The 24,783-nt window shown below is 67.5% G+C and carries 15 protein-coding genes; 9 read left to right on the forward strand and 6 right to left on the reverse strand.

The annotated features are described in order from the left end of the window. Positions 1–18 precede the first annotated feature (18 nt). Positions 19–1,179, forward strand: a complete 1,161-nt coding sequence (locus ISN75_RS07630; protein ID WP_167255626.1) for an acyl-CoA dehydrogenase family protein — start codon at positions 19–21, stop codon at positions 1,177–1,179. A 35-nt stretch (positions 1,180–1,214) separates the two neighbouring features. Beyond that, positions 1,215–1,679 (forward strand): nuclear transport factor 2 family protein, encoded by a 465-nt coding sequence (locus ISN75_RS07635; protein WP_343818968.1) that lies wholly within the window; start codon positions 1,215–1,217, stop codon positions 1,677–1,679. Positions 1,680–1,800: 121 nt separating this feature from the next. Here the strand turns inward: ISN75_RS07635 and ISN75_RS07640 are convergent, their stop codons facing one another. After that, the gene (locus ISN75_RS07640) at positions 1,801–5,001 is read right to left on the reverse strand and encodes an efflux RND transporter permease subunit (protein WP_167255622.1); all 3,201 of its coding nucleotides are present in this window, start codon (positions 4,999–5,001) and stop codon (positions 1,801–1,803) included. 15 nt (positions 5,002–5,016) lie between these two features. After that, entirely contained in the window at positions 5,017–6,228 is a 1,212-nt protein-coding gene (locus tag ISN75_RS07645; protein WP_343818970.1) for an efflux RND transporter periplasmic adaptor subunit, read from the reverse strand. 716 nt (positions 6,229–6,944) lie between these two features. On the opposite strand from ISN75_RS07645, the gene ISN75_RS07650 reads away from it, so the two are divergent. Continuing rightward, the gene (locus tag ISN75_RS07650; protein WP_343818972.1) at positions 6,945–11,879 is read left to right on the forward strand and encodes an NAD-glutamate dehydrogenase; all 4,935 of its coding nucleotides are present in this window, start codon (positions 6,945–6,947) and stop codon (positions 11,877–11,879) included. Between the two features lie 96 nt (positions 11,880–11,975). Here the strand turns inward: ISN75_RS07650 and ISN75_RS07655 are convergent, their stop codons facing one another. The 3 genes from ISN75_RS07655 to ISN75_RS07665 form a co-directional block, all read right to left on the reverse strand. After that, positions 11,976–13,964 carry a YadA C-terminal domain-containing protein gene (locus tag ISN75_RS07655; protein ID WP_343818974.1) on the reverse strand — a complete coding sequence of 663 codons (1,989 nt, stop codon included), beginning with the start codon at positions 13,962–13,964 and terminating at the stop codon, positions 11,976–11,978. Positions 13,965–14,315: 351 nt separating this feature from the next. Continuing rightward, positions 14,316–14,609, reverse strand: a complete 294-nt coding sequence (locus tag ISN75_RS07660) for a YadA-like family protein (RefSeq protein WP_343818975.1) — start codon at positions 14,607–14,609, stop codon at positions 14,316–14,318. Then, positions 14,610–16,994: an ESPR-type extended signal peptide-containing protein gene (locus tag ISN75_RS07665; protein WP_343818976.1), complete on the reverse strand. Its 2,385-nt coding sequence runs from the start codon at positions 16,992–16,994 to the stop codon at positions 14,610–14,612. It abuts the gene before it with no gap. Positions 16,995–17,245: 251 nt separating this feature from the next. Here ISN75_RS07665 and ISN75_RS07670 point away from each other — a divergent pair, with 251 nt between their 5' ends. Further along, positions 17,246–18,007: an NAD kinase gene (locus tag ISN75_RS07670; protein ID WP_168647682.1), complete on the forward strand. Its 762-nt coding sequence runs from the start codon at positions 17,246–17,248 to the stop codon at positions 18,005–18,007. Positions 18,008–18,026: 19 nt separating this feature from the next. Beyond that, positions 18,027–18,956 (forward strand): 5'-nucleotidase, encoded by a 930-nt coding sequence (locus ISN75_RS07675; protein WP_168647681.1) that lies wholly within the window; start codon positions 18,027–18,029, stop codon positions 18,954–18,956. Between the two features lie 87 nt (positions 18,957–19,043). Here the strand turns inward: ISN75_RS07675 and ISN75_RS07680 are convergent, their stop codons facing one another. After that, entirely contained in the window at positions 19,044–19,919 is an 876-nt protein-coding gene (locus tag ISN75_RS07680) for a DMT family transporter (RefSeq protein ID WP_168647680.1), read from the reverse strand. A 300-nt stretch (positions 19,920–20,219) separates the two neighbouring features. Here ISN75_RS07680 and ISN75_RS07685 point away from each other — a divergent pair, with 300 nt between their 5' ends. From ISN75_RS07685 to ISN75_RS07700, 4 genes are read left to right on the forward strand one after another with little or no spacing between them, the layout of a single operon-like run. Continuing rightward, complete coding sequence (locus tag ISN75_RS07685; RefSeq protein WP_168647679.1) at positions 20,220–21,389, forward strand: acyl-CoA dehydrogenase family protein; 1,170 nt, start codon at positions 20,220–20,222, stop codon at positions 21,387–21,389. Positions 21,390–21,394: 5 nt separating this feature from the next. Continuing rightward, positions 21,395–21,955, forward strand: coding sequence for a GNAT family N-acetyltransferase (locus ISN75_RS07690; protein ID WP_167255607.1), 561 nt, complete (start codon positions 21,395–21,397; stop codon positions 21,953–21,955). 8 nt (positions 21,956–21,963) lie between these two features. Beyond that, positions 21,964–22,437: a hypothetical protein gene (locus tag ISN75_RS07695; protein ID WP_168647678.1), complete on the forward strand. Its 474-nt coding sequence runs from the start codon at positions 21,964–21,966 to the stop codon at positions 22,435–22,437. A 44-nt stretch (positions 22,438–22,481) separates the two neighbouring features. After that, entirely contained in the window at positions 22,482–24,749 is a 2,268-nt protein-coding gene (locus ISN75_RS07700) for a thiamine pyrophosphate-dependent enzyme (RefSeq protein ID WP_343818981.1), read from the forward strand. Positions 24,750–24,783 lie beyond the last annotated feature (34 nt).

Consider the following 24,783-nt stretch of genomic DNA (forward strand, 5'->3'; position numbering starts at 1 on the left):
CCTTCCCCGGAGTCCCCCATGGATTTCAGCTTTACCGAAGACCAGCTTTCGATTCAGTCCATCGCCCGCGATTTCGCCCAGAAGCGCATCGTGCCGGTCGCCGCCGAGCTGGACGCCAAGGGCGAGTTCCCGCTGGAGAACATCCGCGAGATGGGCCAGCTCGGCCTGATGGGCATCGAAGTGCCGCACGAGTACGGCGGCGCCGGCATGGACCCGGTCGCCTACGTGCTGGCGATGATCGAGATCGCCGCGGCCGACGCGGCCACCTCCACCGTGATGTCGGTGAACAATTCGCTGTTCTGCAACGGCATCCTTAAGCACGGCAACGAGGAGCAGAAGCAGAAGTACGTGCGCGCCATCGCCCAGGGCGAGGCGATCGGCGCCTATGCGCTGACCGAGCCGCAGTCCGGCTCCGATGCCTCGGCCATGCACACGCGCGCGACGAAGAATGCCAATGGCGACTGGGTGATCAACGGCAAGAAGAGCTGGATCACCTCCGGCCCGGTGGCGCGCTACATCGTGCTGTTCGCCATCACCACGCCGGGCATCGGCGCCAAGGGCGTGTCGGCCTTCATCGTCGACACCCAGCTGCCGGGCTTCATGGCCGGCAAGACCGAGCCCAAGCTCGGCATCCGCGCTTCGGCCACCTGCGAGATCGAATTCAGCGACTACGTCTGCCCCAAGGAAAACCTGCTGGGCGAGGAGGGCAAGGGCTTTTCCATCGCCATGGGCGTGCTCGACGCCGGCCGCATCGGCATCGCCTCGCAGGCGGTGGGCATCGCCCGCGCCGCCTACGAGGCCACCCTGCAGTGGTCGCGCGACCGCAAGGCCTTCGGCCAGCCGATCGGCACGTTCCAGATGACCCAGGCCAAGATCGCCGACATGAAGTGCAAGCTCGACGCCGCCACCTTGCTGACCCTGCGCGCAGCCTGGACCAAGGGCCAGACCGAGAAGCACGGCGGCCGCTTCGGCACCGAGGCTTCGGTGGCCAAGCTGGTCGCTTCCGAGGCGGCCATGTGGATCGCCCACCAGGCCGTGCAGATCCATGGCGGCATGGGCTATTCGAAGGAAATGCCGCTGGAGCGCTATTTCCGCGACGCCAAGATCACCGAGATCTACGAAGGCACCAGCGAGATCCAGCGCCTGGTGATCGCGCGCGCCGAAACCGGCCTGCGCTGAGCCTTTCGGCAAGCGGGATCGATCAAGCCCGGCGGGTGACCGCCGGGCTTTTTTATGGGATGCGCGGCATGCCTGCGGCCGGATGGCGTCGTAAGCTCGGCGCCGAGAGCATGCAAAAGGATGCAGTCATGAACCCCGGCGTAGATACCGACGTGGTCGCCAGCGCTTTTTTCCGGCGGTACTACCACGGCTTGCAGACCGACCCGCATACGTTGGCGCCGTTCTACCACGACGGTTCCCTGCTCACCTTTGAAGGAGAGAACTACCAGGGGACTGGCGCCATCATCGGAAAATTGCAGTCCATTACCGCGGTGACTTATGAAGTCGAGGAAACCTACGCGCAGCCGAGCATGAATGGCGGGATCTGCGTCCTTGTAAAAGGAACCCTGCGGATCAACCAGTATCCCACGCGCTTCTGGGAGTTCTTTCAAATCATGCCGACGACCGAGGACTACTGGATCCTCAACCAGATCTTCCGGTCCGAGACTTACGATTACTAGCTTAGACCATCGGGCTTTGACCACCGGGGCTTTGGCCAACCAACGGCTTCGATGCGGCGGATGCATAAAACAAAAGCCCCGGCATGGCCGGGGCTTCTGTTTGTTGCAGGGTAGCTGGCGATCAGTGCCCGGAGGCTGCGTCGCCGCCACCGCCGTGCGCCTGGCGCACCTTGTGCGAGCTCTCGTCCAGCTTGTCGCCCAGGGCGCGGCGCACCACCACGTAGAACACCGGGATCAGCAGCAGGCCCAGGAAGGTGGCGAACAGCATGCCGCCGATCACGCCCGTGCCGATCGCATGGCGGGAGTTGGCGCCCGCGCCGGTCGACACCGCCAGCGGGAACACGCCCAGGATGAAGGCCATCGAGGTCATCAGGATCGGGCGCAGTCGCAGGCGGGAGGCCGTGACCACCGCGTCGAACAGCGACTTGCCCTGCTGCTGCTGTTCCACCGCGAATTCCACGATCAGGATGGCGTTCTTCGCCGCCAGGCCAATCACCGTGATCATGCCGATCTTGAAGTACATGTCGTTCGGCAGGCTGCGCAGCATGGAGAACACCACCGTGCCGAGCAGGCCCAGCGGCACCACCAGCAGCACCGCGACCGGGATCGACCAGCTCTCGTACAGCGCCGCGAGGCAGAGGAACACGATCACGATCGACAGCACCAGCAGCAGGGTGGCCGAGTTGCCCGCCAGGATTTCCTGGTAGGACTGGCCGGTCCAGTCGGCGCCGAAGCCCTTGGGCAGGTCCTTGTCGACGATGTTCTGCAGCGCGCCCATGGCCTGGCCGGTGGAGTACCCCTTGCCTTCGCTGGCCACGATTTCAACAGCGGCGTAGCCGTTGTAGCGGGTCAGCGCCGGCGAGCCGGTGCCCCAGTCGGAATGCACCACGCTGGAGATCGGGATCATGTTGTAGGGGTTGGTGGCCGAACGCGCGGCGCTGCTGCTACCGGTGCTGGCCAGCGCGCTGGGCGTGAACACGTGGTTCAAGGCGTCCGGGCCCATGCGGAACGGCTGGTCCGCCTGCAGGTAGACGCGCTTCACGCGACCGCCGTAGACGAAGTCGTTGACGTAGATCGGCGCCAGGGTGAGCTGGATCGCGGTGTACACGTCGCTGACCGACAGGCCCATCGACTCGGCCTGCACGCGGTCCACCTTGAGGTTCCACAGCGGAGCGTCGGGCAGCGAGTTCGGACGGGTGCCGAGCAGGGCAGGGTTGCCCTGCGACTTGCCCAGCACCATGCCCATGGCCTGCATCAGCTCGCCGTGGGTCTGGCCGGCACGCGCCTGCAGGTACATGTCGATGCCGCCGAACTGGCTGAGGCCGCGGATGGTCGGCAGGTTCACCACGAAGATCTGCGCGTCGCGGATGCCGTGCAGCACGCCGTTGGCCTGCATGATCAGCTCGTCCGCGGTGATCTTGCGCTCGCTCCAGTCCTTGAGCTTGATGAAGGCCATGCCCGCGCTTTCGCTCTGGCCGACGAAGCTGAAGCCGCTGATCTGGTACATGCCGACGATCGAGTCGTTCAGCGGGCTGTTCTTGATGCGCTCGCGCATCTCCGCCATCACCTGCTCGGAGCGCTTGAGGGTGGCGCCCGGCGGCAGGTTCACGATGGCCAGCGCGAAGCCCTGGTCCTCGCTGGGCACGAAGCTGGTGGGCAGCTTGGTGTACAGGAAGCCGGCCAGCGCGGTGATCAGCGCGAACACGATCATCCACCGCGGCGCATGCCGCGCGGCGCTGGAGATATGGCCGCTGTAGGTGTGGGTGACCCAGTCGAACATCTTGTTGAAGCCGCGGTACACCACGTTCTTCTTCTGGTCGTGGGTCGGCTTCAGCATGGTGGCGCACAGCGCCGGGGTGAACGACAGCGCGAGGAACGCGGAGAAGCCCATCGACACCGCGATGGTCAGCGCGAACTGCTTGTAGATCACGCCCGAGGCGCCGGCCTGCAGGGCCGACGGCACGAACACCGCCGCCAGCACCACGGTGATCGCCACCACCGCGCCGGTGATCTGGCCCATGGCCTTGCGGGTGGCCTCCTTCGGCGGGAGGTGCTCCTCGGTCATGATGCGTTCGACGTTCTCGATCACCACGATCGCGTCGTCCACCACGATGCCGATCGCCAGCACCATGCCGAACAAGGTCAGCTGGTTGATGGTGAAGCCCAGCGCGATCAGGCCGATGAAGGTGCCCAGCAGCGCCACCGGGATGACCAGGGTGGGGATGATGGTGGCGCGGATGTTCTGCAGGAAGATCAGCATCACCAGGAAGACGAGGATGATCGCCTCCACCAGGGTGTGCACCACTTCGTTGATCGACACCTTCACGAACGGCGTGGTGTCGTACGGCGCGAACCAGGTGACGCCCTGCGGGAAGTCCCTGGACAGCTCGTCCATCTTGGCGCGCACGGCGGTGGCCACGTCGAGCGCGTTGGCGCCCGGCAGCAGCTGCACGCCGAGGCCGCCGACCGGCTGGCCGTTCCAGGTGGAGGCCAGGCCGTAGGACTGCGGACCGAACGAGACGCGGGCGACGTCGCTCAGGCGCACCACGGTGCCGTCGCTGTTGGCGCGCAGGATGATGTTGCCGAACTCCTCGGGCGAGGAGAACCGGCCCTCCGCCGACACCGTGGCGGTAAAGCCCTGGTCGGCCGGCGCCGGGTCGGCGCCCAGCGAGCCGGCGGCGAACTGCACGTTCTGGGTGGACACGGCGTCGCGCACGGCGCTGGCCGAGAGGCCGTAGCCCTGCAGCTTGTCCGGGTTCAGCCAGATGCGCACCGCGTATTCGGCGCCGATCACGCGGGTGCTGCCGACGCCGGGAATGCGGCCGACCTGGTCGGCGACCTGCGAGGCGATGATGTCGGCCAGGCGGTTGCCGTCGATGTCCGGGTTGGTCGAGACCAACGAGACGAACATCAGGAAGTCCGGATTGTTCTTCGCCACCACCACGCCCTGCTGGGTCACGGCGGTAGGCAGGCGCGGCTGGGCCAGCGAGACCTTGTTCTGCACCTGCACCTGGGCGATGTCGGCATTGGTGCCGGTCTCGAAGGTGAGGGTGATGGAGGCCGAGCCGTTGGAGCTCGAGGAAGAGGAGAAGTACAGCAGGTGGTCGATGCCGGTGAGCTGCTGCTCGATCACCTGGGTGACGTTCTTCTCCACCGTGTCCGCGTTGGCGCCCGGGAAGGTGGCGTTAACCACCACCTGCGGCGGCGCGATGTTGGGGTAGGACTCGATACCCATGTTCAGCATCGCAATCGTGCCGACCATGGTGATGAGGATCGCTACCACCCACGCGAAAATCGGGCGGTCAATGAAAAAACTGGGCATGTCGGTCGACTCCCGTCAGTGCTTGCCGGCCGCGGGCTGACCGCCCGGCGCGCCGTTCGGCGGACCGGCGTTCTGGCCCGGCGTCCACGGCGAGGCCTTGGCGGGCGCGCCCTGCTGGACGGCCTGCAGGCCCGACACGATCACCTGGTCGCCCGCGGCGAGGCCGCCGGTGACGATCCAGTTGCCGTTGCTCAGGTCGTTGGCGGTGACGTCCTTGCGCTGCACCTTGCCCTCCTGGTTCACCACCAGCACGTAGGCGCCGGCGACGTCGCGCGCCACGCCCTGCTGCGGCACCAGGAACACGTTGTTCTGCTGGCCGAGGTTCGCCTTGATGGTGACGTAGGTGCCGGGCAGCAGGCGCTTGTCCTGGTTGGCCAGCTGCGCGCGCAGGTTGACCGTGCCGGTGGTCGGGTCGACCGTGGCGCCGGAGAAGTCGAGCTGGCCCTGGTGCTCGTACTTGCTGCCGTCGGGCAGGATCACGTCGACCGTGGTCTTGGTCGGGTCGGTCAGGCTCACGTGGCCGGCGCTCTGGGCGCGGCGCAGGCGGTCGAGGTCGGCGGCGCTGACGGTGAAGTTGATGTACAGCGGATCGAGCTGGTCGACCGTGGTGAGCAGGGTGGAGCTGGCGCCGGCATCGGCGTTGCCGTTGCCCACGATGGCGCCTTCGGTGACCTGCTGCTGGCCGGCGCGGCCGTCGATCGGCGCGGTGACGCGGGTGAAGCCCAGGCTGATGCGGGCGCTTTCCACCGAGGCCTGCGCCTGCTTCACCGCGGCGGACGAGCTGCGCTCGCTGGCTTCGGCGCTGTCGAGGTCGGCCTGCGACACGTAGCCCTGCGGGCGCAGCTGGCGGGCGCGCTCGGCGGCCTTGTGGGCATTGGCGTAGGTGGCCTGGGCCGAGGCGAGGTTGGCCTGGGCCGAGTTCAAGTTGGCCTGGTAGACCGACGGATCGATCTCGAACAGCACCTGGCCCTTCTTGACGTCGGTGCCTTCCTCATAGACGCGCTTGAGCAGCACGCCGGCCACGCGGGCGCGGACGTCGGCGCTGCGGAAGGCGGAGAGGCGTCCCACCAGGTCCTTGTTGAGCGGGGCGGAAACCGGCTGGGCCTTGACGACGCCGACTTCCGGCGGCGGCATCTGCGGCGGGCCTTGTTCCTTCTTGCCTCCGCAGGCGGCCAGCGCCAGCAGGCCAAGGCACAGCAGGGGTGTGCGCAGTGACGAGGACTTCATGGGGACTCCATTTATAGGTATCGGGTGTGCGGGTCTCGCCGATCCCCGGATCGGCTGCCAGGCGCGTAGCTTTCCGTGGCGCAGCATGCCTGCCTAGTGCCGCCGGACAGCTTGCGGCTGAACGACGGCTGTGACCAACGCATGCGGTGCTCCGGACGGGCAGCGGGCTTGACTATACCGGCCAGTTTACAATTTGCTTTGACGAATGGTCTAGCCCTGAATTCTTCGTGTTTTCGCCGCGAAGGGGGTGTGACGGGATGTGACGGGGACCGTGCGCGGGCGCATGGTCTAGCTAGCGATCCGGGTGGAATGCTCCCTCAGAGGAATTCTTGAGCCGGCAGGCGACGACCACGCCGCGGCCGCCGCGTTCCGGATATCGAACCGGTATTTTTATCCGGGTTTCTCGCCCCGAAGCCGGCTTGGCGTGCTGCGGCGCAGCGAAGCACGCGCGCGGCCTCTTTCCGATGCAGTGGCAAGGCATCGCTTGCATCGTCGATCCGCATCCGTCGACGAACACACGTGCGCATCGCTCCGCACCGCAGTGCGCATGCATCCACGCGCACCGTTGATCGAGCCGCAACGCACGCTTGCGCAAAACGATCGTCTGCCGAACCGCAGGCTGAAGTGATTGCCGCAATGCAGGTGGCTATCGCCTTGGTGCGAGCGTATCCTTTTGCGGCTTTTCTGCCCCATCTCCGTCACTGCCAATAGATGCCATGAACGCAATTCGTGCGGCCAGCGAAACATCGATCCAGGCTGAAGTTCTGGATGAACTGAAAAAAACCGGTTTCCCCAACCAGCGCCTTGATGAGGCGCAATTTTTTATCAGCGCCTTTTTCTCCCGCGTCGCCGCCGGCGACCTCGAACTGCACACCGCAAGCGAATGGGCCGCGCTGATCGGCGGCCTGCTCGAGTTCGTGCAGCAGCGCCAGACCGGCCGCGCCTCGGTGCGCGTGTTCAATCCGCAGGCCGGGCATGCGGGCCGCAGCGTGGTGCAGATCGCCACCGACGACATGCCCTTCCTGGTCGACACGGTGAGCATGATCGTGTCCACCCGCCTGCAGATCCATGCGGTGATCCATCCGGTGGTGAAGGCCGCGCGCGATGCCGCCGGCCGCCTGCAGCGCCTGGGCGCCGACGACGGCGCGCCCGAGTCGGTGATGCACTTCGAGATCGACCGCCTCGCCGACGAAGCCGAGATGGCCCAGCTCAAGGCGCAGATCGAGAGCTCGCTGGAAGACGTGCGCGCCTCGGTCGCCGACTGGAGCCGCATGCGCGACCAGGCCCTGGCCATCGCCGCCGACCTGCCGAACCGCCAGCTGCCGGTGAACCGCGATTCGGTGGAAGAAGCGGTCGAGTTCATGCGCTGGCTGGCCGACGACAACTTCACCTTCCTCGGTTATCGCGAATACGAAGTCACCCAGGCCGCCGGCGACGAAGTGCTGCGCTCGGTCGAAGGCTCGGGCCTCGGCATCCTGCACAAGCAGGAGCGCTCGATGGCGCCGCGTTCGCTGCGCAGCATGGCGGCCAGCGAACTGCCGCAGTCCGGCTCCACCGACGCGATCATCCTGACCAAGACCAATGCGCGCTCGCACGTGCACCGCCAGGGCCACATGGATTACGTCGGCGTGCTGCGCTTCGACGCCAGCGGCAAGCCGGTGGCCGAACAGCGCTTCCTCGGCCTGTTCTCCTCCAATGCCTACATGGCGCGCCCGCAGGACGTGCCGCTGGTGCGCCAGCGCGTGGAAGCGGTGATGGCCCGTTCGGGCCTGAAGCGCGATTCGTACTCGGGCAAGTCGCTGCGCCACATCCTGGAGACGCTGCCGCGCGACGAGCTGTTCCAGAGCAACGAGGACGAGCTCTACGCCACCGCCATCGGCATCCTGGAACTGCGCCAGCGCGCCCGCACGCGCCTGTTCGTGCGCCGCGACCGCTACGGCCGCTTCTTCACCTGCCTGGTGTTCGTGCCGCGCGAGCGCTTCAACACCTCGGTGCGCGAGCGCATCGAGAACATGCTGCGCGACGCGCTGCACGGCGAGCAGATCGATTCCTCCGTGCTGATGGGCGAGGCCGCGCTGGCCCGCCTGCACATCGTGGTGCGCCCGAAGATCGGCGACCACGTGAGCTACGACGCCGCGGCGCTGGAGCAGGGCGTGGCCGCGATCGTGCGCAACTGGCACGACGACCTGCGCGATGCCCTGGTCAAGCTGATGGGCGACCACGACGGCGTGGTGCTGGCCAACCGCTACGGCAAGGCGCTGCCGGCCGGCTACGTGGAAGACGTGCTGCCCGCCGCCGCCGCCGAGGACGTGCGCCAGCTGGCCCTGCTGAAGGGCGACGACGCGGTGCGCATGTCGTTCTATCACCCGGAGCAGCGTCCGGAAGAACTGCGCTTCAAGGTCTACCGCAGCGGCGCCGACATCGCGCTGTCCGAAGTGCTGCCGCAGCTGGAGAACCTCGGCCTGCGCGTGCTCACCGAGCACGTGTACGACGTGAAGACCGGCGGCACGCCGCTGTTCATCCAGGACTTCGAGGTGCAGCCGGTGGGCAACCTCACGTTCTCGGTGGAGCAGGTCGGCAGCCTGTTCGAGGACGCCTTCGAGCAGATCTGGCGCGTCAACGCCGAGAACGACGGCTTCAACCGCCTGGTGCTCGGCGCCAAGCTGAGCTGGCGCCAGGTCGCCATGCTGCGCGGCTACTGCAAGTACCTGCTGCAGACCGGCGTGGCGTTCTCGCAGAACTACATGGAAGACGCCTTCAACCGCTATCCGGCCATCGCCGGCCTGCTGGTGGAGCTGTTCCTGGCCAAGTTCGATCCGCGCCGCGAGGCGCTGGAAGCGCTGGAACTGAAGAACGCGCAGGCCGCGCTGGCCGGCGAGATGCAGGCGCTGATCCCGGAAAGCGTGCGCCACGCGCATCCGGCCCTGATCGACGGTCTGGTCGGGGCGCTGGCACAGCCGCGCGCCGAGCAGATCAAGGTGATCGAGGAAACCATCGGCGTGCTGCTGGAGAACGTCTCCAGCCTGGACGACGACCGCATCCTGCGCAGCTTCATGGCGCTGATCCGTGCCACCCTGCGCACCAGCTTCTTCCAGCAGTGGGAAGGCGCGCACCGCGGCTACATCAGCTTCAAGTTCGATTCGCACCGCGTGCCCGACCTGCCCAAGCCGGTGCCGTACCGCGAGATCTTCGTGTCGGCGCCGCGCGTGGAAGGCATCCACCTGCGCTTCGGCGCGGTGGCGCGCGGCGGCCTGCGCTGGTCCGACCGCCGCGAGGATTTCCGCACCGAGGTGCTGGGCCTGGTCAAGGCGCAGATGGTGAAGAACACCGTGATCGTGCCGGTGGGTTCGAAGGGCGGCTTCGTGGTGAAGCGTCCGCCGGCCGGCGGCGACCGCGATGCGCAGCTGGCCGAGGGCATCGCCTGCTACCGCATGTTCATCAGCGGCCTGCTCGACATCACCGACAACCTGGTCGAAGGCAAGGTGGTGCCGCCGCACGACGTGGTGCGCCACGACGCGGATGACCCCTACCTGGTGGTGGCGGCCGACAAGGGCACGGCGACGTTCTCCGACATCGCCAACGCCATCTCGCTGGAGCACGGCTTCTGGCTGGGCGACGCGTTCGCCTCCGGCGGCTCCAACGGCTACGACCACAAGGGCATGGGCATCACCGCCAAGGGCGCCTGGGAGTCGGTCAAGCGCCACTTCCGCGCGCTGGGCCGCGACAGCCAGACGCAGGACTTCAGCTGCGTGGGCATCGGCGACATGTCCGGCGACGTATTCGGCAACGGCATGCTGCTGTCGCGCCATATCCGCCTGCTGGCCGCGTTCGACCATCGCCATATCTTCCTGGACCCGAACCCGGACGCGGAGCGTTCCTTCGCCGAGCGCGAGCGCATGTTCAAGCTGCCGCGTTCGAGCTGGGAGGATTACGACAAGTCGCTGATCTCCGCCGGTGGCGGCATCTATCCGCGCACGCTCAAGGCCGTGCCGGTGTCGCCGGAAGTGCGCGCCGCGCTGGGCATCAAGGGCGACGTCACGCAGATGGCGCCGAACGAACTGCTCAACGCCATCCTCAAGGCGCCGGTGGACCTGCTCTGGAACGGCGGCATCGGCACCTACGTAAAGGCCAGCAGCGAGAGCCATGCCGACGCCGGCGACCGCGCCAACAACGCGCTGCGCGTCAACGGCGGCGAGCTGCGCTGCAAGGTGGTGGGCGAGGGCGGCAACCTGGGCTTCACCCAGAAGGGCCGCATCGAAGCCGCCCAGCACGGCGTGCTGCTCAACACCGACTTCATCGACAACTCGGCCGGCGTGGACACCTCCGACCACGAGGTGAACATCAAGATCCTGCTCGACGACGCCGTGCAGCGCGGCGAGCTGGACACCGCCGCGCGCAACCAGCAGCTGGCCGCGATGACCGACGAGGTCGGCCAGCTGGTGCTGTGGGACAACTACCGCCAGAACCAGGCGATCACCCTGATGGAGCGCCAGTCGGTGCGCCGCCTGGGTTCGATGGCCCACTTCATCCGCATCCTGGAAGGCGAGGGCCTGCTCGACCGCCAGGTCGAGAACCTGCCCAGCGAGGCGGAGCTGACCGAGCGCAAGACGCGCGGCCAGGGCATGACGCGTCCGGAGCTGTCGGTGCTGCTGTCGTACGACAAGATCAAGCTGTTCCAGCAGCTGCTCGACTCGGACGTGCCGGAAGACCCGTACCTCTCCAAGGAGCTGGTGCGCTACTTCCCCGAGCCGCTGCACGAGAAGTACGCCGAGCACATGCAGCGCCATCGCCTGAAGCGCGAGATCATCGCCACCGCGGTGACCAACTCGACGATCAACCGCATGGGCGCCACCTTCATGATGCGCATGCAGGAAGACACCGGCCACGGCCCGGCGGCGATCGCCAAGGCCTATACGGCGGCCCGCGAGATTCTCGGCGCGCGCGACCTGTGGGCGGAGATCGAGGCGCTGGACAGCAAGGTGGCGGAGGAGACCCAGCTCGACGCCGTCATGCAGATCTGGTCGCTGCTGCGCCATCTCACCCGCTGGCTGCTGAGCCGTCCGGGCGGCACGCTGGAAATCGCCGCGAACGTCGACCGCTACCAGGCCGGCGTCGCCGCGCTGTACGAAGCGGTGCCCCACGCACTGACGCCCACCGGCAAGGCCGACTTCGGCACCAGCCAGGAGAAATGGGAAGGCCTAGGTCTTCCCACCGGCTTGTCGGTGCGCATGGCGCGCATCCCCGAGCTGCGCGCCATGCTCGACATGGTCGAAGTGGCGCAGCAGAGCGGCCAGCCGGTGGACAAGGTGGCCGGCGTGTTCTACGAGCTGGGCGAGGCGCTGGACCTGGAATGGCTGCGCAGCCAGATCGAGGCGCTGCCGGTGGAAGGCCACTGGCATGCGCAGGCGCGCGGTTCGCTGCTGGATGAGCTCAACCACCAGCATCGTGCGCTGGCCCTGCAGGTGCTGGCGCTCGCCGGCCAGGCCAAGGACGTCTCGCCGGTGCAGGCATGGCTGCAGCGCGACGATGCGACGCTGAAGTACACGCGCAACATGCTGGCGGAGATCCTCACGCAGAACGCGGATTATCCGATCGCCTCGGTGGCGGTGCGCCGCCTGGCGCAGCTGGCCGCGGTGCCGGTGAGCGCGTAAGCGGTAGTGGCTGCGAAGGCTTCCGCGCCCATGCGGAAGCGTTGAACGGGAAGGCCGGCATCCGTGGATGCCGGCCTTCTTTTTGGCGGGCCGCGCTTACCAGCCCAGTGCGAGGCCGGCACCCATCGAGGTGTCGTCGCCGTTTGCCGCGCCGCCCAGCGACAGGTTGAGATTCGCATGCAGCTGGTGCGAATAGCCGAGCGCCACGGCGGAGCGGCTGCCTTGTCTGCCCACGCCCACGGCCACGCGGTTGACCTTCGCCAGGCCCTGCGCACTGAACGCCATCTGCGCCATGGCCGCGCCCATCGCGCCCATGCCGGCGATGCGGCGATCCATCTGCGCGAAGCGGCGGCGGGTCCAGTGCCGCACGTCGCCGATGGCGTCCTGCACCTGGCCCCAGTTGGCGGCGTCGGTACGTGCGGTGCCGGGGGCGACGTGGGCGATCGGGCGGGGTTGCGCTGCTGGCGTTGACGATGCCGGAGTTGACGATGCCGTGTGCCCGCGGTCCGCCACGGTGTGGCTGGCGGTGCCTGTTTCCGCACGATGGTTGGCGTTGTCGTTCTGGCTCTTGGCCGGAGCGGCTGTCGCGGTGTCGTCGGCGGTGCGGGACATGTCGCCGTGATGGCCGGCACCGGATGTCTCCAGCTGGCCGACGCGTCCGTCCAGTCCATGCAGCTGGCCTTGCAGGTCTTCGCGCAGCGTGTGGAGCTGCCCGCCATTGACCGCCTGCGTGCTGCCGGCGGCGATCAGGCCGGGAGCGACATTGGCCAGCACGGTGCCGCCGCTGCCGCCGAGGCTCACCATCGCCTTGTCCGCACCGTCGTAGATCACGGCGTGGCGCGCGGTGCCATCGCGATCGAACAGACCGCTGTCCTTGAGCTGCCCGAGATTCACCGCGTCGTTGTCGGCACTGCCGGCGGCGAGTCCGGTGAGGCGGCGGTCCTTGATCTTCTTCACTGTGCCGCCGCCCGCGGCCTCTTCATCGAAACTGCCGGCGATATTCAGGCGTTCGCCATCGAGATCCTTGGCCAGCATGATGTCCTCGCCTGGCGCGGCCTGCCGCAGCAGGCCGGCGGAGCCGTTGCCGAGGCTGCCGTCGAGCCTGGCGATATGGGCGTTGGCGTTATCCAGGCCGGCGTCGAGCGCATTCAACGCGCCATCCACGCCGGTGTGCTCGCGGCCCTGGATCCTGTAGATGGGCTGCACCACGTTGCCGGCGGCATCGACCGTGGCGCCGCCGCCGAGTACGCCAAGCAAGCGGGTGATATGGGCGTTGCTCGCGCCCAGATCGCTGTCGAGCCTGGCGATGCTGCTGCTGGCAGTGGCGAGGCCGCTCTTCAGATTCACCAGATCGTTGTTGGCGGTGTCGAGGTGGCTGCTGAGCCTGGCGATGTTGCCGTTGCTGGTGTCCAGCCTGCTATTGAGGCCGGCCAGATGGCTGTTGGCGGTGTCGAGGTGGCTGCTGAGCCTGGCGATGCTGCTGTTGCTGGTATCGAGGCCGCTCTTGAGGCCGGCGATATGCTTGTTGGCGCCGTCGAGGCCCGTGCTGAGGCTGGCGATGCTGCTGCTGGCGGCGCCGAGGTTTTTCTCCAGGGTTCCCAGCGTGCCGCTCGCTTGTTTCAGCGAATCCTGCAACGGCCGCAACTGGCCGAAGTTCACCGCGTCGGCGTCGGCGGTGCCGGCCGCAAGGCTGGTGAGTTTGTTGCCGTTGAGCGAGGCCTGGCCGTGGATCTGCACGCCGTTGTTGCCGCGCAGGGTCAGCGTGCCGTTGTCATGGCCGTGCACCGCCGCGCCATCGCCGTTGCTGGCGAGCAGGAAGGTGGTGCCGTTCTTTCCCTGTGCGTTGCATTTGCCGACTTTCGCGGTGGAACCTGCGGTGATGGTGGTGGCGGTGTTGCCGTCGCAGATTTCGAGCACGTTGGCGCGGATCTGGATGGTGACGCATAAAGCCAGGGCGCCGAAGCCGACGGCGAGCAGGTCGCCGCCTTGGTCCGGGCGTCTGGCGGCACCGCGGCCGGTGTGGCGCGTGGCATGCACGCATGGCGTGCCGTGCCGGTTGAGGCGGATCGGGTATCTGGGACTCATGGGTAGCGCTTGCGAGTAGGTGAACGGTGCTTGGAGAGGGCGCGCAACGCCGCCGCGCGGGCGCAAGGCGCCGGGCGACGGGTTGTTCGCGATAAGCGCTGCTGCCGCTGGCCATGTTCGCTTGCTCGTGTCTTGCCCCCACGAGTGGCATGTCCCCTGCCCAGTCGGCAGCAGCGTGGCTATGCTCGTCCGTGCGCCGGCTGACGGCGGTGACGGTGGTCGCGCCATTCGCAGAACCGCCCGCGCGCGTACCGGAATGGAGCCAAATGGATAACCGCCGAACGCCGGGCGCAAAAAAAAGGCCGGCATCTTTCGATGCCGGCCCAAGGGACTGCCCTCGCTTGCTGCTGCTTACCAGCCGATGGCCATGCCGGCGCCCACCGAGGCTTCCTTGCCGGAGGCCGAACCGCCGAAGGACACGTTGACGTTCGGCGAGAACTGGTGCGACACACCCAGCGCCACCGCCGACTTGCCACCCTGCATGCCCACGCCCACACCGACGCGGTTGGGCGTGTTCACCCCCGTCGCGCTGAAGGCCATCTGCGAATAGGCGGCGCCCATCGCACCCATGCGGTCGATGCGGCCATCGACCTGCTCGAAGCGGCGGGTCGCCCAGTCCTGCACGCCGTGCACGGCGTCCTGCACCTAGCCCCAGTTGGCGGCGTCGGTAGCCTGGGTGCCGGCGGCCACATTGGTGATCTGGCGTTCGTTGCCTTCCGAGCCGACCGACACGGTGTTGTCGCGGTCGGCGGTGGAATTGGCGCCCAGGGCCACCGAGTTGCTGCCGGTGGCGCTGCTGTTGGAACCCAGCGCCGTGCTGTTGTTGCCGGAGGCCACTGCATTAGTGCCGTTGGCGGTCGAGCCCTCGCCCGAGGCGATAGCATGAGCGCCGCTGGCCGTGCTGTCGTTGCCGGTGGCCTGCGCGCCGTTGCCATTGGCGGTGCTGTTGCCGCCCGAGGCGATGGCGTTGGCGCCATTGGCCGTGCTGTTATCGCCGGAGGCGCTGGAGCCCGCGCCGGTGGCCGTGCTGCCGGCGCCGGACGCGTTCGAGCCCGTGCCCACCGCCGTGCTGTGATCGCCGGACGCATTGGCGCCCACGCCCAGCGAGGCGCTGTCGCCGCCGGTGCCGGTACCGCCGATCGAGCCGTTGTTGATGCCTTCCTGGATATGGCTCACCTGGTCGTTCAGCGCATTGATCTGCCCGTTGAGCGCATTCATCTGGTTCCGCACGTCCTGCTGGAAGTCGAACAGCTGGCCGCCGTTGATCGCCTCCATGCTGCCGTGCGCCACCGAGCCGTTGGCCAGGTTGCGGATCACCGTACCCTTGCTGCCGCCGAGCATGGCGCTGCCCATGGTCAGGTCGTCGTAGACCAGCGCCAGCAGCGACTTGCCGTTGCCGTCGACCAGGCCGGCGGCCTTCAGCTGCGCGATGGTCACCGCATCGCTGTCGGCCGTGCCGTTGGCGATGCCCGTGAGCACGCGGCCGCCGGCGCTGCCGGCGAAGTTGATGCTGGTACCGCCGCCCGCCGCGCCAACGGTGATCGCCTGGGTAGTGGCGTCCTGCTTGACCAGGCCGATCGAACCGTCGTTGATCTGGGTCTGCAGCGAACTGATGTTGCTCGTATTGGACGCGATAGCGCTGCTGTTGGCAGTCACGTTCTGATTGGTGGCGTACAGCTGCGCACCCGTCACGGCATCCGTGCTGGTACTGGACAACTCGCCATTGCTCAGGCCGGTGAGCTTGCGTGAGATCGCGGCGCCAGCCTTCTTGCCGGAGAAGTCCACGGTATCGCCTTCGACCTCCGATGCGACCGTGATCTTCTTGGTGGTGGCGTTCTGCTGCACCAGGCCGACCGAGCCGTTGTTGATCTGGCTCTGCAGGGCGCTGATGTTGTTGGCGTTGGTGGTGACGTTCTGGTTGGTGGCGTAGAGCTGCGAGCCGATCACCACTTCGTTGCTGGTCTCCGACAGCGTGCCGGCGGCGACGTTGACGATCTTGCGCTTGGTGGTGCTGTTGCCGACGGAGATGGTGTTGGCTTCGGTGGCGGTCGAATCCTTGCCGAGTGCCACCGAACCGGTAGCGTTCTCACCGACCGACGCATTAGCACCCAGCGCGGTGCCGCCTGTGGCTGTGGCGGCCACAGAGGCGCTGTAACCAACTGCCAGCGAGTCGTCGCTGAGAGCCTTGGCGCTGTCGGAAAGAGCCGACGAGTGCGCTCCGCTGGCTTGCGCCAGTCGACCCAGCGCAATGGCGTTGTTCGCATCTGCCTTGGCTTTAAGGCCAATGGCAATGGAGTCCACGGTGCCCGTTTCCTTACCCGAGATCGCCCCGCCGCCTATCGCAATGGCACCGGTGCCGGTGGCGATCGCATCAGCCGTGTTGGGATAAGAGTTGACTTTGTAGTTTCTGTTGATTGTGGTGATGGCGTTGTCCAAGCCAGTCAGCGCACCACCCACCGTGGTCTGCGTGCCGCCATTGGTCAGATTGTAGGTCGGACCGGTTACCACGCCAGTGGTGGCATCGATCTTGGCGCCGCCGCCGAGGGCATTAACCACTGGCGATAGCTGGCTCAGGTTCACCGCGTCGGAGGCATTCGTGCCGGCCGAGAGTGAGGTGATCTTGTGCGAGTTCAGGTCGAACACGCCGTCAATCGATAGTTTGCCGTTGATGAACGTGCCATAGCCATTGATGACCACCGTACCGGCGGCTGCGCCGGTGGCTTTGAGTTCAGCGATGCTTTGAACCGAGCAAGGTGCATTTCCGCCACTGGTGGAGCCAACCTGGGTTCCGGAAGATTCATTGAAAGCGCCACAGCCGGTGTCAGTCCCGTCGTTGACGAAAAGAGTGTTCGTCGTACCGGCGGTCGCGCTCGAACCCATTCCTGCAGCCATGAGCATGCCGATGCTGATGATTGCGGCTTTCGTCAGATGGATTTTCTGGTGCTTCTTGCCGCGGGAGCGGGCAAGCTCGGATGCCACCACCCACTTGCCGGTCGAAGCATTCCGTACAACCTTGTAGATCGTATTCACTTAAAGCATCTCCACTTGATTCGAATGTGCGTGCACGCGCCAACGCCTACCGCACACCTGGCGGTAGCTGGGCATCGAAGGAACCTCGCGCACGCACGCCGGGTGCGATGAGGGATGTGCATCGTAGAAATCCGCTCGGCGGCAATGAACCGGAAAAAACCAGGACTGGCCCATCGCTGGCCGCGCCAGCTCTTGCACCCATCGCCCATCTAGGCTCAACTGGCGGCCCGTCCACCGCCGCCCACGCCCCCATGGCCTACGCCTTCGTCGCCAGCGAAACCTCGGTCGCCCAGCAGGCTCGCCGCAAACTGGTGGAGCGTTACGGCGAGGTGCCGCCGGAGCAGGCGCAGGCGATCGTGGCCTTGGGGGGCGATGGCTTCATGCTGCGCACCTTGCATGCGCATCTGCCGCTGGATATCCCGGTGTATGGCATGAAGCTCGGCCGCGTCGGCTTCCTGATGAACAAGCATCGCGTGGACGATCTGCCCGGGCGCATCGAGCGGGCACATGCGGCGGTGCTGTATCCGCTGGAGATGGACGTGGTCTGCGCCAAGGGCGAGAAGCACCACGCGCTGGCCTTCAACGAAGTCTCGCTGTTGCGCCAGAGCAACCAGGCCGCGCATCTGGAAATCAAGCTCAACGAAACCGTGAAGCTGGATGCGCTGGTGTGCGACGGCATCCTGGTTTCCACGCCAGCCGGTTCCACCGCCTACAACCTTTCCGCGCATGGCCCGATCCTGCCGCTCGATGCCAATGTACTGGCGCTCACCCCGATCAGCCCGTTCCGCCCGCGCCGCTGGCGCGGGGCGATCCTGCCGCACCGCACCCAGGTCAGCCTGCGCGTGCTCGATCCGAACAAACGGCCGGTCAGCGCCACCGCGGATTTCCACGAAGTGCGCGACGTGCGCTCGGTGACGGTGCGGCAGTCGGCGGGGCCGGGCGTGCGCCTGCTGTTCGATCCGGAGCACAATCTGGAACAGCGCATCCTCGATGAGCAGTTCGCACCGGACTGATCACGTGCACAATCACGCCATGACCACCCCGCACCCCGACGCCCACGATCCGAAAGCCGCCAGCGACAACCGCCTGGTGGTGGCGATTTCCTCGCGCGCGCTGTTCGACCTCGGCGACAGCCACGCGCTGTTCGAGCGCGACGGGCTCGATGCCTACCGCGCGTTCCAGATCGACCACGAGAACGAGATCCTCAAGCCCGGCGTGGCCTTCCCGTTGGTGCAGAAGCTGCTGGGCCTGAACAAGCTCGGCGGCAATGTGCCTCCGGTGGAAGTGATCCTGCTGTCGCGCAATTCCGGCGATACGGGGCTGCGCATCTTCAATGCGATCCAGCATTACGGCCTGGACATCAGCCGCGCGGCATTCACCAGCGGCGCGCCGACATCGGACTACATCGCACCGTTCAAGACCGACCTGTTCCTGTCCGCCAACGCCGAGGACGTCGGCCGCGCGCTCGCCGCCGGCGTGGCCGCCGCCACCATCCTGCCGTCGGTGGCGCCGCCGCGTGCGACCGAGCAGCTGCGCATCGCCTTCGACGGCGATGCGGTGATCTTCGGCGACGAAGGCGAGCGGGTGTCGCGCGAGGAAGGGCTGGATGCATTCCACCGCAACGAACGCGAGCGGGCGGAGGAGTCGCTGTCGGTCGGGCCGTTCCGCGGCTTTCTCACCGCGGTGCATCGGCTGCAGGCGGCGTTTCCGGCGGAGACCTCGCCGATCCGCACCGCACTGGTCACCGCACGCTCCGCACCGGCGCACAAGCGCGTGATCCTCACGCTGCGCCGCTGGGGCGTGCGTATCGACGAAGCGCTGTTCCTCGGCGGACGCGACAAGGGCCCGTTCCTGGAAGCCTTCGGCGCGGACATCTTCTTCGACGACTCACCGGCCAATATCGAGTCCGCGCGCAGATACGTGGCGGCGGGGCACGTGCCGCACGGGGTCAGTAACAGCTGAGCGCGGGCCCCCCGCGCGATATGAGCCTGAGCGCGGGCCTCCCGCGCGATATGAAGCTGAGCGCGGGCCCCCCGCGCGAGATATGAACTAGACCAGCTTAGTTCGCCGCCACCACGGCGTGACGCGCTCCTCGCGCACCAGGGTGAACAGCCCCGACCCCAGGATCAGCCCGATGCCGATCAGCATCGGCCAGTCCAGCCGGTCGCCGAACAGCCAATAGCCGAAGCCGATCGCCCATAGCATCTGGCTGTACTGGGTCGGCGCCACCCGGTTGGCCGGCGCATGCTGGGTCGCCAGCATCAGCAGCACGCCGGCCAGTCCGGCGAGCAGGCCATAGCCGGCCAGCAGCAGCCATTGATGGGCATCGGGCCAGACGAAATGCGGCAGCATCAGCACGCCGCCCGTCAGCAGCGGGCCGATCACGCCGGCGCCGTACAGGCTGATGCGCTTCTCGTGCGCGCCTGCCATGCGCAGCGCCACCACCGACACCGCGCCGAACAGGCCGCAGGTCATGGCCGCCAGGTGCCCGACGCCGAGCGCGCGGAAGCCCGGCCGCAGCACCACCAGCACCCCCAGGAAGCCCGCCACCACCGCCGACCAGCGGCGCCAGCCCACGTGCTCCTTCAGGAACAGCACCGACAGCAGGGTGACGAAGATCGGCAACAGAAAGATCAACGCGAAGGCCTCGGCCATCGGCAGCGCGGTAAAGGCGATCACGGCAGTGATATTGCAGACGGCGCCGGAAACCGCCCGGATCCACCACAGCGACGGCTTGCGGGCCTGGAACACCTCGATCCAGCGGTCCCCCGGCCGCCGGATCAAGGGCAGGGCGCTGAGCATCAGCACGGCGCCGAAGAACACCGCCTCGAAGGCCGGCAGGCCGCCGTGCAGGGATTTCACGAAGGCATCGCTGATCGCGTAGGCGGCGTAGCAGGCGAAGCCGAGGAGGACGCCTTTGAGCATGGGGAGGGGTGGAAGGGGAAAGGGTCATGGTCCCATAAGCGGCCTTGAATGCCGAACTCTTCTCCCCTGCGGGGAGAAGATGCCGGCAGGCAGATGAGGGGTGGGTGCTCGCGATAAAGGTTCGACGAAGCGACGCACGCTTAACCCGTGCCGCTTCACCGCTCCGTAGGTCCCCCTCACCCCGGCCCTCTCCCCGCAGGGGAGAGGGGGCAGAGGCACATCTGCTGCACCTCGTCATGACCCGGCCCGAACCGCCCCGCTAGAATCGGCGGCTTCCCACCGACCGCACGGAACATCCGCATGTCCGCCCGCCTGAACCCGCTCGACCTGTACGACGTCCGCTCGCTGCTCACCGACGAGGAGCGCATGGTGCAAGACACCGTGGGCCGCTTCGTGGACGAGCGCGTGCTGCCGATCATCGGCGACGCGTTCGACCAGGGCCGCTTCCCCAAGGAACTGGTGCCGGACATCGCCAGCCTGGGCCTGCTGGGCGCCACCCTTCCGGAGAAATACGGCTGCGCCGGCATGAACGGGGTCAGCTACGGCCTGATCTGCCAGGAGCTGGAGCGCGGCGATTCGGGCCTGCGCAGCTTCGCCTCGGTGCAGAGCTCGCTGTGCATGTACCCCATCTACGCCTACGGCACCGAGGAGCAGAAGCTGCATTACCTGCCGAAGATGGCCGCCGGCGAGATCATCGGCTGCTTCGGCCTCACCGAGCCGCACGGCGGCTCGGATCCGGCCAATATGAAGACCAACGCCAGAAAGGACGGCGGCGACTGGGTCATCAACGGCGCCAAGATGTGGATCACCAACGGCAACCTGGCGCACATCGCCATCGTGTGGGCGCAGACCGAGGACGGCATCCAGGGCTTTATCGTGCCCACCGACACCCAGGGCTTCACCGCCCAGGAAGTGCACAAGAAGATGAGCCTGCGCGCCTCGGTCACCTCGGCGCTGTTCTTCGACAACGTGCGCGTGCCCGAAGCCAACCGCCTGCCCAACGTAAAGGGCCTGAAGGGCCCGCTGGGCTGCCTCACCCAGGCCCGCTACGGCATCACCTGGGGCCCGATCGGCGCCGCCCAGGCCTGCCTCAGGGAAGTACTGGACTACACCCAGGAGCGCGTGCTGTTCGGCCGGCCGCTGGCCTCGAACCAGGCGGTGCAGCTGAAGATGGCCGAGATGGCCCGCCGCATCACCATGGCGCAGCTGCTGTCGCTGCAGCTGGGCCGCCTGAAGGACGCCGGCACCATGCAGCCGACCCAGGTCTCGCTGGCCAAGTGGAACAACTGCCGCATGGCCATCGACATCGCGCGCGAATGCCGCGACATCCTGGGCGGCGCCGGCATCACCACCGAGCACGTGGCGATCCGCCATGCGCTGAACCTGGAATCGGTGATCACCTACGAGGGCACGGAAACCGTGCACCAGCTGGTGGTGGGCCGCGAGCTCACCGGCATCAACGCGTTCTGACGCCGATGGGGGCGCCGGATACCGCCTGGGTCGAACTGCGCATCGAAACCGAGCGCCTGCTGCTGCGTCCGCCGCGGGCCGAGGATTTCGACGGCTGGGCCGCGAACATGGCCGATGCGGAATCGGCCCGCTTCATCGGCGGTCAGCAGCCGCGCGCGGTGGCCTGGCGCGGGTTCCTGACCATGGTCGGGGCCTGGTCGATCCAGGGCTACGGCATGTTCTCGGTGATCGAGAAGGCCACCGGCCAGTGGCTGGGCCGGCTCGGCCCCTGGCAGCCGGAAGGCTGGCCCGGCCCCGAAGTGGGCTGGGGCCTGGCGCGCGCGGCCTGGGGCAAGGGCTATGCGGCGGAGGGCGCGGCGGCGGCGATGGACTGGGCCTTCGAGCATCTGGGCTGGACCGACGTGATCCACAGCATCGACCCCGCCAATACCGCCTCGCAGGCGCTGGCCATGCGCCTGGGTTCGCGCAAGCGCGGCCCGGGCCGCCTGCCGGAGCCGTTCCAGGACGTGGCCATCGATATCTGGGGTCAGAGCCGCGAGGAGTGGCGCCGCCGCCGGCGCGCCTGACGAGCCGCATGCGCGACGCACTGGAGCAGGTGATCCTCGACGCCGTGCCGCAGCTGCGGCAGCTGTGCCGCGACCCCTGGCAGCTGATCGGCAGCGCCGCCGCCCGCCTGGCCGGCGCCGATGTCAGCGTGGCCGACCTCGACCTGCTCACCAGCGCCGCCGATGCCGCGCGCCTCACGGACGCCTGGCGCGACCGCCTCGAAGCCAGCTACGAACCCGCCGGCGCCGAACGCTTCCGCTCGCATTTCGCGCGCTTCCGCTTCCCCGGCATGCCGGTGGAAGTGATGGGTGCGCTGGAACTCAACGCGGGGCAGGGCTGGCAGCCGGTGGCGGTGCACGAGACCGTGCAGGTGCGCGTCGCCGGCCTGGACGTGCCCGTGCCCAGCATCCCCGAACAGATCCGCATCCTCGAAAGCTTCGCCCGCCCGAAAGACCTGCATCGCGCCGCGCTGCTGCGCGCATTGCCGGGCACCGCGAGCTGACGCCAGCGTTTCCTTCTTTCCCTTCCTACCGAACCCGACACGCCATGACCGCGCTTCCGTTCTCCCTGAATGCCCGCCACAAAGGCTTCAACCGCGCCGAGATCGTCGACCAGAACTTCATCGAGTTCGTACAGCTCTGGCAGGGCCAGGCGCAGGCCGCGCCGCGCGACGGCGAGCCGGTGCTGCCCGGCAGCGCGCTGGACGCGCAGGGCTTCCGCGACCTGCTCGGCTCGCAGCTGATCTCGCGCCATCTGGACCTGATGGCCCGCGTACTGCGCGTGCAGAACAAGGTGTTCTACACCATCGGCTCCAGCGGCCACGAAGGCAATGCGATGGTGGCGCGGCTCACCCGCCATACCGATCCGGCCTTCCTGCATTACCGCTCCGGCGGCTTCATGGCCGAGCGCTTCCGCAAGCTGCCGGGCATGGATCCGGTGATGGATTCGGCGCTGTCCTTCGCCGCCAGCATGGAAGACCCCGCCTCCGGCGGCCGCCACAAGGTGTGGGGCAGCAAGCCGCTGTGGGTGCTGCCGCAGACCTCGACCATCGCCTCGCATCTGCCGAAAGCCTTCGGCACCGCGGTGGCGATCGAACAGGCGCGCCGCATCGGCCACACGCTGCCGGTGCCGGAGGACAGCATCGCGATCTGCTCCTTCGGCGACGCCTCCTCCAATCACGCCACCGCGCAGACCGCGTTCAACGCGGCAGGGTGGACGGCCTACCAGAAGCTGCCCGCGCCAGTGCTGTTCGTGTGCGAGGACAACGGCATCGGCATCTCGGTGAAGACGCCCAGCGGCTGGATCGCCAACAATTTCAGCCGGCGCCCGGACCTGGATTATTTCTACGCCGACGGCCTGGACCTGGCCGAAGGCTACGGCCAGGTGCAGGCCGCGGTGGAGCACTGCCGCCGCACGCGCCGCCCGACCTTCCTGCATCTGCGCACCACGCGCGTGATGGGCCACGCCGGCACCGATTTCGAGATCGAGTGGCGCAGCGTGGAGGAGCTGTTCGCGCTGGAAGCTACCGACCCGCTGCTGCGCTCGGCCGAGATCGCGCTCGCTTCGGGCCTGTACACGCGCGAGTCGCTGCTGGAGCTGTACGAAGCCACGCGCAAGCAGTGCTTCGCCGCCGCCGAGGAAGCCGACCGCCGTCCGCGCCTGGGCACGCTGGCCGAAGTGATGAAGCCGCTGGCGCCGTACACGCCGGCCGCGGTGAAGGCCGAAGCCGAACGCGCCGATTACGCCGCGCGCCGCGCCGAGGTGTTCGGCGGCGAAGAGAAGCTGCCGGAGAAGCAGCCGCCGCGCCATCTGGCGATCCAGATCGGCCAGGCGCTGCACGACGTGATGGCGAAGTATCCGGAGTCGCTGCTGTTCGGCGAGGACGTGGCGCTGAAGGGCGGCGTGTACACGGTGACCAAGGGCCTGTTCAAGACCTTCAAGGGCAACCGCGTGTTCAACACGCTGCTCGACGAAACGGTGATCCTGGGCCTGGCCCAGGGCTACGCCAACATGGGCATGCTGCCCATGCCGGAAATCCAGTACCTGGCGTATTTCCACAACGCCTGCGACCAGATCCGCGGCGAAGCCTGCAGCCTGCAGTTCTTCTCCAACGACCAGTACCGCAATCCGCTGGTGATGCGCGTGGCCTCGCTGGGCTATCAGAAGGGCTTCGGCGGCCACTTCCACAACGACAACTCGATCGCCGCGCTGCGCGACATCCCCGGCCTGGTGGTGGGTTGCCCCAGCCGCGGCGACGACGCAGCGGCCATGCTGCGCACGCTGATGGCGCTGGCCAAGGTGGACGGGCGCGTGTGCGCCTTCCTGGAGCCGATCGCGCTGTACATGACCAAGGACCTGTACGAAGCCGGCGACGGCCTGTGGCAGTACGCCTATCCCGCACCGGGCGAGGCGCTGCCGCTGGGCGAAGGCCGCGTCTACGAACAGGACGCCGACGACCTGGTGGTGTTCACCTTCGGCAACGGCGTGCCGATGGCGCTGCGCGCCGCGCGCGAGATCGAACAGAAACGCGGCTGGCGCACGCGCGTGGTGGACCTGCGCTGGCTGGCGCCGCTCAACGATGCGTTCATCGTGGAGCAGGCGCGCAGTGCGAAGCGCATCCTGGTGCTCGACGAAGGCCGCCGCAGCGCTGGCGTGGGCGAGGGCATCATCACCGCCATCGTCGAAGGAGGTTGCGGCGCGACGCCGCTGCAGCGCGTGGTGGGCGCCGACACGTACACGCCTTTGGCCGGTGCCGCGTTGCTGGTCCTGCCTGGCGAAGCGGAGATCGTGGCCGCGGCCGACCGCATGGCGTAGGTTGGGGTGAGCCGCAGGCGAACCCCAACAGCAC

Origin of the sequence: Dyella marensis, from assembly GCF_049532885.1 — a bacterium.
GTDB classification, from domain to species: domain Bacteria; phylum Pseudomonadota; class Gammaproteobacteria; order Xanthomonadales; family Rhodanobacteraceae; genus Dyella_D; species Dyella_D marensis.